This is a genomic window from Natronolimnobius sp. AArcel1, from assembly GCF_011043775.1.
In the GTDB taxonomy this organism is placed as follows: domain Archaea; phylum Halobacteriota; class Halobacteria; order Halobacteriales; family Natrialbaceae; genus Natronolimnobius.
In genome coordinates this window covers 109,033-123,138 of record NZ_JAAKXY010000005.1, presented here as the reverse complement: position 1 = coordinate 123,138, position 14,106 = coordinate 109,033, and the positions used below count along the sequence as shown (strand labels likewise).

13 protein-coding genes and 3 pseudogenes are annotated in these 14,106 nt (G+C 55.2%); 5 read left to right on the top strand and 11 right to left on the bottom strand.

Annotation, left to right across the window (positions count from 1 at the left end; genetic code table 11):
* Positions 1–99 precede the first annotated feature (99 nt).
* From G6M89_RS15710 to G6M89_RS22880, 3 genes and pseudogenes are all read right to left on the bottom strand, one after another.
* Positions 100–378, bottom strand: a complete 279-nt coding sequence (locus tag G6M89_RS15710) for a hypothetical protein (RefSeq protein ID WP_165162832.1) — start codon at positions 376–378, stop codon at positions 100–102.
* 213 nt (positions 379–591) lie between these two features.
* Positions 592–1,323: a hypothetical protein gene (locus tag G6M89_RS15705; RefSeq protein WP_165162831.1), complete on the bottom strand. Its 732-nt coding sequence runs from the start codon at positions 1,321–1,323 to the stop codon at positions 592–594.
* 269 nt (positions 1,324–1,592) lie between these two features.
* Positions 1,593–2,541 (bottom strand): annotated as a pseudogene (locus G6M89_RS22880) (zinc ribbon domain-containing protein).
* A 186-nt stretch (positions 2,542–2,727) separates the two neighbouring features.
* Here G6M89_RS22880 and G6M89_RS15695 point away from each other — a divergent pair.
* Complete coding sequence (locus G6M89_RS15695) at positions 2,728–2,979, top strand: hypothetical protein (RefSeq protein ID WP_165162830.1); 252 nt, start codon at positions 2,728–2,730, stop codon at positions 2,977–2,979.
* Between the two features lie 78 nt (positions 2,980–3,057).
* The gene (locus tag G6M89_RS15690; RefSeq protein WP_165162829.1) at positions 3,058–3,648 is read left to right on the top strand and encodes a nitrous oxide reductase accessory protein NosL; all 591 of its coding nucleotides are present in this window, start codon (positions 3,058–3,060) and stop codon (positions 3,646–3,648) included.
* Positions 3,649–3,683: 35 nt separating this feature from the next.
* Here the strand turns inward: G6M89_RS15690 and G6M89_RS15685 are convergent, their stop codons facing one another.
* The 4 genes and pseudogenes from G6M89_RS15685 to G6M89_RS15670 form a co-directional block, all read right to left on the bottom strand.
* A complete protein-coding gene (locus tag G6M89_RS15685; RefSeq protein WP_165162828.1) occupies positions 3,684–4,604 on the bottom strand; it encodes an ABC transporter permease in 921 nt (306 codons plus the stop codon).
* Complete coding sequence (locus tag G6M89_RS15680) at positions 4,601–5,338, bottom strand: ABC transporter ATP-binding protein (protein ID WP_165162827.1); 738 nt, start codon at positions 5,336–5,338, stop codon at positions 4,601–4,603. The genes G6M89_RS15685 and G6M89_RS15680 overlap by 4 nt, the downstream gene beginning before the upstream one ends.
* 2 nt (positions 5,339–5,340) lie before the next feature.
* Complete coding sequence (locus tag G6M89_RS15675; protein ID WP_165163185.1) at positions 5,341–7,254, bottom strand: NosD domain-containing protein; 1,914 nt, start codon at positions 7,252–7,254, stop codon at positions 5,341–5,343.
* Between the two features lie 89 nt (positions 7,255–7,343).
* Positions 7,344–7,915, bottom strand: a pseudogene (locus tag G6M89_RS15670) (IS6 family transposase).
* 109 nt (positions 7,916–8,024) lie between these two features.
* Here G6M89_RS15670 and G6M89_RS15665 point away from each other — a divergent pair.
* From G6M89_RS15665 to G6M89_RS15655, 3 genes and pseudogenes are all read left to right on the top strand, one after another.
* Positions 8,025–8,178, top strand: a pseudogene (locus G6M89_RS15665) (IS6 family transposase); the annotation flags it as partial.
* A 40-nt stretch (positions 8,179–8,218) separates the two neighbouring features.
* Positions 8,219–9,454 (top strand): FAD-dependent monooxygenase, encoded by a 1,236-nt coding sequence (locus G6M89_RS15660; RefSeq protein WP_165162826.1) that lies wholly within the window; start codon positions 8,219–8,221, stop codon positions 9,452–9,454.
* A gap of 281 nt (positions 9,455–9,735) precedes the next feature.
* A complete protein-coding gene (locus G6M89_RS15655; RefSeq protein WP_165162825.1) occupies positions 9,736–10,143 on the top strand; it encodes a universal stress protein in 408 nt (135 codons plus the stop codon).
* A 147-nt stretch (positions 10,144–10,290) separates the two neighbouring features.
* Here G6M89_RS15655 and G6M89_RS15650 read toward each other — a convergent pair whose 3' ends face one another.
* From G6M89_RS15650 to G6M89_RS15635, 4 genes are all read right to left on the bottom strand, one after another.
* Positions 10,291–11,049 (bottom strand): IclR family transcriptional regulator, encoded by a 759-nt coding sequence (locus tag G6M89_RS15650; RefSeq protein ID WP_165162824.1) that lies wholly within the window; start codon positions 11,047–11,049, stop codon positions 10,291–10,293.
* Between the two features lie 477 nt (positions 11,050–11,526).
* Positions 11,527–12,240, bottom strand: a complete 714-nt coding sequence (locus G6M89_RS15645; protein ID WP_165162823.1) for an ABC transporter ATP-binding protein — start codon at positions 12,238–12,240, stop codon at positions 11,527–11,529.
* Complete coding sequence (locus G6M89_RS15640; protein ID WP_165162822.1) at positions 12,241–13,017, bottom strand: ABC transporter ATP-binding protein; 777 nt, start codon at positions 13,015–13,017, stop codon at positions 12,241–12,243.
* Between the two features lie 11 nt (positions 13,018–13,028).
* Positions 13,029–14,006: a branched-chain amino acid ABC transporter permease gene (locus tag G6M89_RS15635; protein WP_165162821.1), complete on the bottom strand. Its 978-nt coding sequence runs from the start codon at positions 14,004–14,006 to the stop codon at positions 13,029–13,031.
* Positions 14,007–14,106: the final 100 nt, after the last annotated feature.

Here is a 14,106-nt window from a genome sequence, read left to right as displayed (position 1 = left end):
ATGAGCACGGTTTCGGCTCCCAATGGTTACCTATACAGTCGTTAAACCGATTCTCGAGGCGGAACGCTCACTAACAGAACGGAATCTAATATCGTCCAGTCACTCGTCTTGCAGTGCGTCTCTGATAGCCTCGAGTTCTGCTTTCCGGAAGGATCGCTCGAGGGTGTCCGGACTGGCCGTGTTTGCGGAGTCTATTTCACTCAGGATAGTGGATCGCATCTCCGATTTTGGTGGTAATCTCGAGTCCGTAATTTCGGCTCCAAACGCCTCACAGATTGCGGCGAGTGCTTCTTTGGTGAACGCGGTTGATTCGATTCGTTCGTACCGTCCCACGGCTTGGCGGATTTCGTTTCGGAGATCAGCAACAGTTTCTGCCATACGGTGGAAACAGCGACCACGGGTCTGTACGTTTCGGTCGAGAGAAACCGCGTGATCGCAACAGCTCGTTTACGGTGAACCAAGGAGAAAGCCCCGCTCCTCAGGGAGGGGAGGATGTCAAGTCGCTTTCTGAAACGGATGAGGAACTCGGGTTTGTAGACAATACTAACTTTTAAACTCAAATAATATAGCTCTCCATGATGCTGAACATCACTATAATACTTCCAAAATAATATATGTGGCTAAGAAGAGTATGAAAACTGAGCCAAATATGAACCCCGTAACTGCCGGTGTTCGTAAATTGCCAATCTCATTTTTTGCATCTTTATCACAAATGTACACTATCTCCTTGGAATTCGAATCAATCACTGGGCCATTTTTCATTTCCCCATCACCGAATTTTCCGATGACAAATATCCAGTCACCTGGCTTTATTGTACCCTCTTTAAATCGTAGCCTATCATCAAAATCGAATTTCATCAGATCAAACGGAATCGGGTCCCCTGTGACAGTAGTCGTGGCTGAGGATGAATCAGAAGTTGTGTGTCTCGAGTCATGTGTGAGTGAAACCTCGGAACCATCCGTCTGTATATGAGCTGTTCCGGTATGATCTTCAAGGATAAAATCGACGATTTCTTTTTCTTCCTCTAAATCCTTCCAATATATGTCGTTTTCTGGATCTGCGTGGTCCCGCGTACTTTTTGAAATAGTATAGTCATATGCAACACATACTTGATTCTCTACTGGTGATTTCAACAACTCCTCATAATCGTGCACTTTCCCACCGATCTGTACGATATCATTTCGATGGATAGATTCGGATATGGACACTTCGTCTGAATTTTTAATCACTCTTATTCTTCGAAATAGTTTGATAGAATACGCTATCAGTATGATTCCGGCCCACAGGATTGCTACGGCAGTTATAGCTTCTCCTATATTCACATTTGCTAATAACCATCTACCGATTCATAACTTGCTCGGCATGAGTGATTCGCGAAACATACCCTCCCTCATTGAAGACGCCGAAATGAAATCGCGACTCACGTGATACACGCTTACTATACAAAATGTGCGCTCTGTATTCAGCACAACTACTAAAACTTGCAACCTCTCGGTGAAATAACGTTTCTCCCAGATGTGTACCTGACAACTTGACGTCCTCCACACGACTGAATTCGTGGGATTCCTCCGTGGGCAATCCGGCCAGTAGATTACCCCAGCTGTGAACTTGCGGGCTCGCCGACGCTAGTTTGGTCAAGCGGACACGATTGGTTCCCAAAACGGGTGGGTGTCCAATCGTGTCCATTCCACTCCCAGTACGTCCCATCGGTGGGTGCGTCCCTGTCGCGTTCAGCAGATAGGGCGGCGGGCCGCGCCATCGGCCCAACCTCAGTTTGCAGCAGGTTCCACGCCCCTGCAATATCGCTATGCGCGTCCAACTTGCAGTCATGACACCGAAACTCGTCGCCATCCCGAACGACATCGTCACTTCCGCACTCGGGACACTCGCTACTCGAATCGCGTTCGCTTATTTGGGTGACGCTGATTCCGACGTCTCCCATCGTGAGTTCGATCCGATCAATCAACTGTCTGTGTGACCAGAACGCGTGTGTCTTCTCGTTCACTTCTGCCGACCAATGGGTGTCTAACACATTGGTTAGATCGCCAACGTACACCGTGTCGACGTTCTGTTCCAACAACCAGTCTGCGGCGTGTTTCACCGACGCCGAACTCAAGCGCACTCCGGTCTTCGCCCCAATCAAGGTCATAGAGGTCGTTCCGGACGAGGCCGTGTAGCTCGTAGCCGTCGTTGCGATTGCCCCAGTATCCTGGTGGGTTGGGTTTCTCTGTGACCGTTGGGTCTGAGTCGTCGTGGTATCTCTCGAGAAGGCGAAAGTGGCTCCGCCACGCCTCGCTGTTCTTGCGGGTGACTTGCTGGCACGTGGCTTTGCCAAGTATCGGTGCGTATTGATCGTAGAGGTCCGTGTATTCGGCGTTCCAGACGTCACCGTCTTCGGCGAAGTATGCTTGTCGGCGTCGGTAGGTGATCTGGTTCCACAAGTGGGCGTGGGCGGCCAACCATTCGAACACGCACTGCCGATACCGCTCGGTGGTGGCTTCGGCAATGTATTCGTTCGTCCGTTGTGGCCGGTCGCTCACATGATATATGTTGGCAGAATGGATTGTAAACGTTGGAATTGCAAGTGTGCTACGGTATTATGATTTAATTCAGCAGTGACAGACCCATCCACACGGCTAAAGCCGTGGGCTTTCTCCTGGTATCTCTGTAACCGTCGCCGACGAGTGCAACCATACTCTTTCGTCGGACTCCGATACACATCTTGTATGGGAACGGAAAATATCGTCGTCACTTGTACTGACTGTGGATTTCGTGAGTCGTTCTCGACGCTTAGAGATGCACGCGTTGCACTTGCGGAGCACGAGAGTACAACAGGTCATACCGCCGACTGGGAGATCAACGGACTTGCACCGGGTGTCGAACAGGCCGGTGCCGATGCCGGTGTTTGTGGCAGTCCCGAATGTGGGAATTCGGAGTCACCGCTTCTCGAGTGGGATACCCCCGACGACAAACCCTGAGTGGTGATCGTCTCACCTTTTTTGCATCAATTTGTAGGTTTCGCCAATTCCTTAGGCTCTCGGCGAGCAATACCTCCTATGAATGGCTCTGGCAGCAGCCCCACTGATCGGCACGTCTCGCGTCGGACAGTTCTTCTCGGATCGGCAGCTGTGAGTTTGACGGCAGTTGCTGGGTGTCTTGGTGACGGCGACGGGGAGGCCCCAGACCCGATGGCAATCGAGGATGGACCGAACTGCGATAACTGTACGATGCCGATCGTTGATCACCCCGGACCAGTCGGTCAGGCGTTTTACGACGATGCCGAGGAACTATTTGGCGAGGATCGCCCAGCACAGTTCTGTAGTTCGCTGTGTACGTACACGCACACGTTCGACCACGAAGACGAGTACGAGCCACTCGCAACGTACATCACGGACTATTCGACCGTCGAGTATGAGGTTGACTCCGATAGCGAGACGCCGACTATTTCGAGCCACGTCGACGCAGACGATTTTGCGTCAGTAAACGAACTGACGCTAGTCGTCGGCAGTGAGGTCGAAGGCGCAATGGGGGCCTCGATGATCGGTTTCTCGGAGAGCGATGATGCAGACGCCTTCCAGGAGGAGTACGGCGGGGACCACTACGACCACGACGATGTTGACCACGACCTCGTCATGTCGTTAATGTAGCGCGAATAGGGTTCACAGCGTAGCCAAACCGACACTTAGCGTTTGACTGCCCACATCGTGATCGCCAGTGAGCCAACGGTCCAGACGGTGAGACCGAGCAGACTCGCTGCGGGTGAAGCAGCCCGTGGCCCAGTTCCTGTTGCTGTGAGTACCGTCGTCTCGAAGACGAGTCCCCGATATGCACTGAGTGGACTCACTGCGAGTGCGTGAATAAGCGAGGAGTCGCCGATATAGCCACTTGCGAGCCCATACACAAGTGCAAGATCGAGTCCAACAAGGAGGACGACGAGCGCGACGACAGCCAGTGCGAGTGCGCTTCGCGTCCCGCTTACGAGCGCCGAAATAGCGAGCGCAACCGCAAGCATCGACAGTGCAAACAGCGCGGTGAGGACGACAAATCGGGCGTACAGCAGCGGGGAGTCAGCACCGGCGTGTGAGGCGTAGCGTCCAAGTGGCTCTGCACGACCAACGACGACTGCTCCGCCGACGAGTCCAAGCGCAAGTACCACCGTACCCAGTAGGCCAACAGCCCGGCCAGTATAGACGCCAACAACGAGTTCTCGAGGCGTCAGCGGATACGTCTCGAGTACGTCAAGTTCGCCACGACGCCGATCACCGAGGATTGCTCGGTAGCCGAACGCGATAGCGACAATCGGGACGAGCAACTCGAGTGGGGTTAACAGGTCGACAACGGTCGGGACGTAGCCGGCTTCGATGCCGCCGCCGATCCATGCGATTCCGACCAGGACGGCGGTGAGTGCCAGGCCAAGGATGAGATAGGTTCTGGTTCGGGCAACGGTTCTGAGTTCGCGGATGAAAACCCGTTTGATCCGCTCGGTCGACGTCGTCGGCCCGAACGCCGATGCTGCGTGCGTTGTGGAGTCGTCCGATTCGACACTGTTAGCTCCGGTATCCGACGGTGATGGTTGGTTGGTTCCCGAGGACGTATCAGTCATGCAGTCTCACCTTGGACACGAACGCTCCGAAGGTCGCCTGCGATCAACTCTTCGTAGACGTTTTGAAGGGAGTCAACACCGAGTTGGTTACACAATGTATTCGGGTGTCCACGCGTGACAACGGAGCCCTCATCAAGGACAAACACTTGGTCGGCTGTTCGATCGACGAGCTCGAGATCGTGTGAGCTGAGCAACACCCCGGTACCTGCTTCGGCGAGTTCGTTGGCAACATCGAAGACGTGTTTGCTCATCCCTGGATCAAGTCCGGAAGCCGGTTCGTCGAGGACAATGAGTGGCGGATCACCGATCGTTGCCTGTGCAATGCCGACAAGTCGCGTCATCCCGCCAGAGAGTGCCTCGACTGGCCGCTCAGCGGCGTCTGCAAGCCCAACACGCTCGAGTTGGTGCAAGGCGGCTTCTTGGTCTCCGCCGACGAGTGAGGCATAGAACTCGAGTGTTTCACTGACGGTGAACCCTGGCCGAAACTGTGGGTGCTGTGGCAGATACCCAACTGTTCGCTCGCTCGAAGGGCCGTGATACGTCACGGTCCCATCTGTGGGTTCCTGGAGGCCGGCAAGCGTCCGCAGGAGTGTCGTTTTCCCGGTTCCGTTTGGTCCGACCAGTGCTGTCACGGCTGCGGAGTGGGCCGCGACTGAGACGTCTTCAAGAATCGTGACGTCTCCGTACGCGAAGTCGATGTCCGATGCCTCGAGTAGGGGTGTCTCTGTTGTCATGGTTATGGTTCAACGTCGGTCGCGAGCGTACCTGTACAGGTCCAGGCGCGGTCTGCTTGCGCGGTTTGTTCGATCAGTTCCGGGTTGTTCGGTTCACAGGTTGGGTTCATGTCGGTAATACTTCCTGTTTGCATTCCGGAGACGGATTCCTCGAGTCCAGAGAGAGCATCGAGTGCTGGTCCCCGGCCGAGCGTTATTGCGCCATCAGTTCGGTGCATTTGCCCATCGACTGTGTCAGTCGGTGAGTACGATCTCGAGGGTGGGTCGCCATCTGCAATGCTGGTTCCGCCCTGCCAATAGTTGCCCTCGTCGTCGTGTGACCAGATCCGAAGCGGTCCGGAGCCAGCATCGGCGTGTGCGTCGTTTTCGAGGAAGTCGTTGCCGAGGACGCGGTTCGTTGGGAGCAGTTCCCGCTCGTTGACTCCCAGTTGGTTCCCTGCGAAGACGTTTTGCTCATAGAGCGAGCTGGATGCGGCAAGTTCCAGCCCGACATCGTTGCCCTCGAAGATGTTTTCAGCGACGTACGAATCTGTGCCACCAATATAGGCCCCGGTCTCGGATCCTCTAATCTCATTTCCGACGATTGCGTTCTGCTCGGGGCCAGTCATGATGTAGACTCCCGTGTCGATTACGTTCGTCATGCGATTGTCGGCGAGTAACGCGCCATCCGTGTGCATCAGATGCACTCCCAACAGGCTCTCATCGAAGGTATTCTCTCGAATAACGGTTCCTTCGGATCGGTAGGCGTAGATTGCATCTCTCCCATTGACGAACGTCGAGTCCTCGATCACGCCGGGCGAGCCAAACGCCATGACGCCAGCAAAGCCATCTTCCCACTCTTCGTTGCCCTCGATAGTCGTGTTGCGGACGACCATCTCTGGACTCTCGCGGGTGATGACTCCGTTTGCTGGCGTCTCTATCGTGACATCCTCGACTGCAAGGCCAGGTGCGACGTGTGCTGAGATACCGGCATCAGCGCCAGTGTAGTGGACCTGGAACTGATCATCCCAGTCGTCTTCATCGACCGGGTCACCGGGAACGTCTTCCGTCCCAGAGGTTGTCGTCCCGACACCAGTGATCTCGAGGTTTCGGATTCCGACCGCTGATTCTGTCACCGTCACGACCGAGCCGTTCCCGTCGCCACTGATGGTCGCTGAGCCATCTCCCTCGAGTGTGATCGACCGATTGATTTCGATCGTTTCCTCGTACGTTCCCGGAGGAACGACCACGGTGGTATTCTCGGGTGCTTCGTCAATTCCTTCCTGAATAGTGTCGACATCGTCGCCAACGGTGAGTGACACTGGTCGGTCAACTGCCGAAGTCGTCGTCTCGCGGATCGAGTCGCCTTCGCGGTGCTGTTCGTCGATCTGGTCGCGAACGGCAGCTGCATCGTCGGTCTCGAACGACTGCTCGAGCGTTTCTTCCCAGGTGTAGACCTCGCCCCCGTTGCTGTCTGCAAACGCCGTTGCATCCTCGTGGTCGGCAAACGAGAGCACGGTATCACCCGATGGCGTCTGTGCATCGCTGCCAACAACGAACCAGGCGTCTTCTGCATCGATCCATGGCGGAGACTCATCGACCACAGGATAGCCGTCATCGTCCAACTCGAGCGTGCTGTCACCGTAATCAGTCACGTACACCGTGAGTGGATACCCGAATCGCTGTTCGTGACCCTCCTGGCGGCGGTCCTCGACGAACGTTTCGATACCGTAGTACCCCACAACGTACTCATACTGGGAGTAAAACACCTGGGCTTGTGGGAGGGCCACATCGTCCTCGAGGCTCCGTTCGGACTCGAGTGTGAGTCCCACGGTGACGGTATCGTCAAACGAAGCCACCTCTGGGGTCGCGGGGTCGACATCGCCAACGAACAGGCTAGCGGTTCCACCCACGACAGCAAGGAGGATGACGACCATTGCGACCTTCCGGATCGATACGGACACAGCCACACTTCGACCGTGAGGAAAATAGCACCTGTGGTCTGGCCGTCGAAATCAGGGCTCGATCAGTAGTTTCTGGTGTGATCTTTGATACGGGGTAGTGCGTGACACTCGCACCCAGTACAAATGGTTGATAGGTAGGTGTGGATAAACTCATTATACAACGAGGGATATGCTATTTTACCTTTCGAAAGACATGTTCGGTAGCGTTCCGATTTCCGTGTCGTTCGGGTCGAAATCGGAGCCCGATTCGCTGGAGTGCTGTCGCTAGATGATGGGCGTCATCGACGTCGTGTTTCTCACGACGTTCTCACAGGAACTGCTGTGTCAATGCCGTCGTAGTCGTCACAAACAGCCGTCTGTGCAGGAAATTGGGTGCGTCGGGATCGACCGCAGTATACAGCTAGAACTGTTGGCCGTTGATTCGGACCACCGTGTCGTCGAGCGCAACGTGATCCGGATTCGCGTTGCTGGCCGGCTGTAGCTTTGCTTTCTGTACCCAGTCGTGTACAGCTTCCAGCGTCCGTTCGATACTATGTGTCTATACATTCTGATTAGTATCCGAAAGCGATAAGAACGCAAGGTGAAGCCGAATCTCGAGCGCCATCAGCTAGCGCGGTGTCTGTTCTCGCTCCACGAAGTCTCATTCGATCCAGTCGCTACGACCCCTGACGCGAGCGATGTTTGCCATAGACCTGCTGAAAATCATCTCGCCTCATCCTTCTGCCTTAACTACACACGACCACGAGACCGCTGTCAAGAGTAACGGCGAATGGTCTTGTTGTACGCTGCAATAGACCTCGAGACAAGGTTGATTCTCGATGCCCAGTTATTCGGCGGCCACGGCATTGATCCGGTAGCTGCGTTCCTGCATGGACTCCAAGGAAACACGATCTCACAACCACAAATATTATAGCGCAGTGCCCTGTTACCTCGTCTCATGGGCAGTGATACAGCCGATGTGCCGGTACTTGTAGCGGGTGCTGGACCTGTCGGAATGACCACGGCACTTGCATTGCACGCACGCGGGGTCGAAACGACGATTCTCGAGGCAGAGCCGGAAGACCGTGACCGCTCTGGAAGCCGCGCGATTTACGTCCACGGAACGACGCTTCGGACGCTCGAGCGGATCCACCCAGGGCTTGGGACCGACCTCGTCGACGAAGGGCTCGTCTGGCCAACCCGACGAACGCTCTACAAGGGCGAGGAGGTGTTCAACCGAACGTATGACTCGCCGGGTGGCTCAGGCGACATTCCCCACTTTACCAGCGTCCCACAGGTTATCACCGAGCAGTACATGCTCGACGCGCTCGAGGACGTTGGAATTGATATCCATTGGGAGTCCGAGGTCGTCACCGTTGACTCCTCGTCCGACGGTGTCCGCGTCGAAACTGCCGACGGACGAGAGTGGGAAACCGAATACGTCGTCGGTGCCGACGGCGGTGGCTCGACAGTTCGCAAAGAAATCGGCGCAAACTTCGAGGGCGATCAGTCCGAGAACGCGTTCCTCATCGCCGATGTTGCGGACGAAGAAATTGATGATGATTCCCCCGACCTCGAGCGAGTGTTCCACTACGACGCGCCTGCGGCCGACGGCCGCAACGTGTTGCTTGTTCCCTTCACTGGCGGCTGGCGATTAGACATTCAGTGTCTCGAAGACGACGATCCTGAAGAACTCAGCAGCGATGAGCGGATGCGTGAGTTTGTCCGGGATATCATGGGCGAGGAGTACGAAGAGCAGTTGAAGTGGGTTTCCTCGTACTACTTCTTACAGGTGATGGCGGATTCGTTCATCGACGACCACCGACGTGTGCTGCTGGCTGGCGAAGCGGCACACTTGCTGGCACCATTTGGCGCTCGTGGGATGAACTCCGGTGTCGCAGACGCCGACGAGGCTGCGTCGGCGATTTCGGTGGCGCTCGATGCTCGACGGGACGCCGTTGCTCGTGACGAGATCGAACTGTACGCTGCTCGACGCGAGACGGCTGCCGAGTATAATCTCAACGCCGCTGGACAGGCCCTCGAATACCTTCAGGGTGAGGATCCGGTGACTGTCCTCCGAAAGGAAGTCGCCGCCTCATTGGCTGATCAGTTCGAGACTGCAGGCGAATGGCTTGACGACGCTCCGTACGGGCCCCACGGGTCGCCACCAATCGTCTCGACTGGAAACTACTAGCTACTCGGAGTGGAGTTCGGGTTCGAACAGACGGCAAACGACGATTTTTCTCCCGACAGGGACGTACAGTTCGGGCAAATTTCCGCAGTATTCCATCTGAGATGGTGTTCAAAACGACGGAGATGAGCATTCTACTGGCCACTGAACGCCATTCAAAGTAACACAATGCAGACCAGACTCGATGATATGGTGGGTCCGTTGGCATCTGAGACGCCACACTCTCTTATCGACGATCGGGAAGACCCTGAGGATTTATGATTGATGTTCACGTATCACGGACTATGTACGAGATACTGCTCGCAATAGACGACTCCAAATCGCGCGCACAGTCACAGGTTGACACTGTCGTGAATATCCCGATGGACACCAATTCAGTACGAATACACGTAGTACATGTCTTCACCGATAATCCGGCTGGAGCGACGATCCAGACGTTGGGAGCAACAAAAGCCGTCAAACGAGCGTTGTCCGGCCAGGAGATTGACTACCAACTCGAGGAACGAAGTGGCGACCCAGCTACGGAAATCTGTGACCATGCGGTAGAACACGATATTGATCTTGTTTGTTTGGCCGGCCGGAAACGATCTCCTGCTGGAAAGGCGCTGTTTGGGAGCGTCACACAAGATGTGATTCTCAATACAGATCGCCCAGTCCTCGTCGCCGAAGATCGGGACGCACCGGACAAGTAGTGAGTGCATCCGTGGGTGGGTAGCTTACATTCTTGGTCCTATTTCACGTTCTGAGTCGCCGACCCTAATCCATAATTCATCGGCCATCGACGTTCAAATCGTCCCACAGCAATAGTGTGTGTCGGCCCATTGGTGTCGACGGCTGCGTTACGTTCCGTATCGGTACTTTATCGTAATTGAATCAACCATGCCCTCGAGTTTCTGCAGGAGTTCGTGCTGGTACGTCTCGTCCTTGATGCGCCCAGTTGGACAGACTACACCGGCCGAGCCCTTGAGCTGGCCGTTGATGATGATCGGCGCGCCGATCAGTGCCATTCCTTTGACCTGCTGGTCCCAGTCGACTGCGTACCCTTGTTCTCGAATTGTTTCCAGTTCCGCACGGAGCGTCTCCTCGTCGGTGATTGTCTCCTCGGTCCGTCGCTCGAGTCCCTGGTCGATGATTTCGTCGGTCCGCTCAGATGGAAGGTGTGCGAGGATGGCTTTCCCGGTTGCGTTCGAGTGTAGCGGGGTGATCATTCCCGAGTAGATTCCAAGTTCGAGTGAGCGATTCCCTGACTCGATGTCGAGGATCACTGAGCGGCCGTTCTCCTCGATCACGAGCGTCACGAGTTCGCCTGTTTCCGTCGCGAGTTCCTGAAGCTTCGCTTCTGAGGCCTGAAAGAGGCTGTTCCGGTGTTTGATCCGCGATCCCGTGGTAAGAAACCGGTGACTGAGTCGGTACTCGCCACCGTCGTTGACAACGTAGCCGGTCTCTCGCAGTGTCCGCAAATAGACGTGGGCCGTACTCTTCGGAACGTTCATTTGTGCCGCAACTTCTGAGGGACCTGCCCCGTTGACCTCCCAGAGTACGTTCAGTACGTCGAACGCACGGAGCACCGAATTCATCGGGGGTGTGCCGTCGGTCATAGTTGAACCCTCATTTTCGTCAGTGATAAATCGTCCGATACTGTTAGACGCAGTTTCGTCTACGAAGAACCGACTGAACCGATACCAGCTCCGTCTATGATTGTCAGACGGTAGTTCCTCGTCAAATGTGTGTCTCACCCCCACATCAATTACGAAAGTACCAGTGTAATTTTGCTGACTGCCGATGTGAACTCAACATGTTTGATCCCAAATAACGGGGAAACAGTGGTCAAGAATAGTAGACGGAATGCACGAGATCCAGGAACGGGTAGACTCTGTCTAGCCATCAAGACAAGTCACAAACTGATTCGAATACTCAACGTAGTACATACGATACACGAGGACAGGCCCTCACCTGTTCGATTGCTAGACAGCGCTCCAAAACAGTGGAACCTATCTTCGTCTACTACTACTGGACGACCACGAACATCTTCGGTTCTCTCGATCGAAACACGCCTCCAGAAAATTGCGCCCGGCTTACCCTCCAATATACGATTCGACGAACTCGTCGGATTGTAACGACTCCGTCGCTCCCGAGCGACGGACCGCGCCATTCTCGAGGAGATAGAGTCTGTCGGCGTGTTCGAGCGCGAACGTAATGTTCTGCTCACAGAGCAAAATTGTGACGTCCAGTTCAGTGATCGCAGTGAGCGCTTCGCTGATGTCCTCGAGGACGACTGGGGCGAGTCCAATCGACGGTTCGTCCAGAATCAAGAAATCAGGGTCACTCATCAGCCCTCTCCCGAGCGAGAGCATCTGTTGTTCACCACCGCTCAGGCTTTCGGCTTCTTGTGACCGGCGCTCTTCCAAGCGAGGAAAGAGATCGAAGACTTCTGCGAGGCGTTCGTCCTCTCCACTATCGTTGAGGTATGAGCCAAGCCGGAGGTTTTGCTCGACGCTCATTTGGCCGAACAGGTCCCGGCGCTCGGTACAGTAGAACAGCCCCTCTTCGACGAGCGTCTGCGTTGACAGTTCTGAGACTTCTTGGCCCCGATACGTGATCGAGCCCTCGTAGTCAAGGAAGCCGCTTATCGAATCAACGAGCGTCGACTTGCCGGCGCCGTTTGGACCGATTACACCGATTGTCTCGCCTGTTTGGACATCAATATCAACACCGCTGAGTGCCGTCACCTTGCCGTACGACACTGTGAGGTCCGACACCGAAAGCACTGAATCGCTCGAGTCTGCCATCTATATTTCACCTCCAAGGTACGCTTCCTGGACAATCGGATCGTTTTGTATCTCCTCCGGTGTGCCCTCTGCAATCTTCTCACCGAACGAAATAACGATAACGCGGTCGACGAGATCAAGCAGGCCGTGCATGTTGTGATCAATGACGACTAGGGTCATGCCCTCTGCACGGAGCGAGGTGAACAGCTCGGCAGTGCGTTCGATCTCTTCTGTCGTGAGCCCAGCAAAGGGTTCGTCGACCAGCAGCAGGTCCGGATCGGTGCCAAGCGCGCGCCCAACCTCGAGTCGGAGCAGTCCCGCGTGGGGGAGTTCATCGGGCGTCTGGGACGTAACGTCGCCAAGACCGACTTGCTCGCAGATTTCTCGTGCCCGCTGGTCCGTATCTGCGCGAAAGTCTGAGAGCGAAAACACCGAGTTAGGGACCTGTGAGAGTGCGACGTTCTCGAGGACGGTCCGATCATTCAGTGGCCGGAACGTCTGGTAGGTCCGTGCGATCCCCGCTTTGACGAGTGTGTGTTGTGGCCGTCCGGTCACGTCTTCGCCGCGATAGTAGATTGTGCCGTCAGTCGGTGCCATCGTCCCCGATACGCAGTCGAACGTTGTCGATTTGCCAGCGCCGTTTGGACCGATGAATCCGAGAATTTCTCCCTCACGAACGGCAAACGAGAGATCATCCACGGCGGTGACGTTCCCAAACTGTTTCGTGACGTTCTCCAGTCGGAGAACATCGTCCGTCTGTGCCTCGTTATCCGTTGAATCCGTTGATTGCGTACTCATTAGTATGTGTGTCAGGATGTCGGTTCTGACTGATCTGTTCGTCGCTGGTTCAGTTCGTGGGTCAGGTCCTCGAGCCATGGAAGTGCCCCTTTCGGCAGGAAAAAGAGGACCAACATTGCAAGTGCGAAAAACAGGACCATCGAGATGTGACCAACGGTGACATCAAGCAGTGGAATAGTCACTGCACTGGTCTGGAGTGCATCTCGCACGAAGTAGTAGGCAATCCCCGCCACTGCGGGACCGGTGATCGTCCCCATTCCGCCGAGAATGCTGACGATAACCACCTCAATACTGACGACGATGTAGAGCAGTTCCCCGACGCTTGGTTCTCCTACAGGAGTGTGGACGAACGCTGCCCCGGCCAGTCCGCCGACAGTGCCACTCATTGTGAACGCGAACACCTTGAACTTCGCAACGCTGATGCCGGCGGACCGGACTGCGTCCTCATCTTCGTGTATCGCCGTGAAGATAGAGCCAATGTACGATCGTGTGAACACATAAAAGAGTGCGTAGATTGCCAGAAACAGCAAGAGTGCGACGTAGTAGTAGATGATTGTCTGTTGCTCGAACGGTGACTCGAACCCGATTGTTGAAAGCACACCAATGGTATCCTCAATCGGAATCAATCCTGCTGGACTTGGAAGCCCCGCATCACCACCGAGGGTGTTCGGAAAGATATTAACGATTTGAACGAGCACAATCGGCGCGATGAGCGTAATAAGTCCTAGGTACGGGCCCTCGAGACGCAGTGCCGGGTATCCGACAATGAGTCCCGCAATTCCGGCGAATATCGTTCCAATCAGAATCCCCACCAGCGGACTGACGCCGAGTTCGAGGTTGAGGACGGCTGCCGTGTAGCCGCCGATACCGAAGAACATACTGTGACCGAAACTCAGCTGTCCCGTGTAGCCGGAGACGTAGTCCCAGCTCATCGCGAACATGCCAAGAAACAGTGCTGCGGTGAGCTGTCTGAGTGTGAGTATCGGCATGAGCAAGGGTGCTGAAAGCAACCCGACTACGCATACGATGCCGACGATATACCGTGGTTCGAGATCTACCCGTGTCATGTAATCACTTGCCTTCTACCGT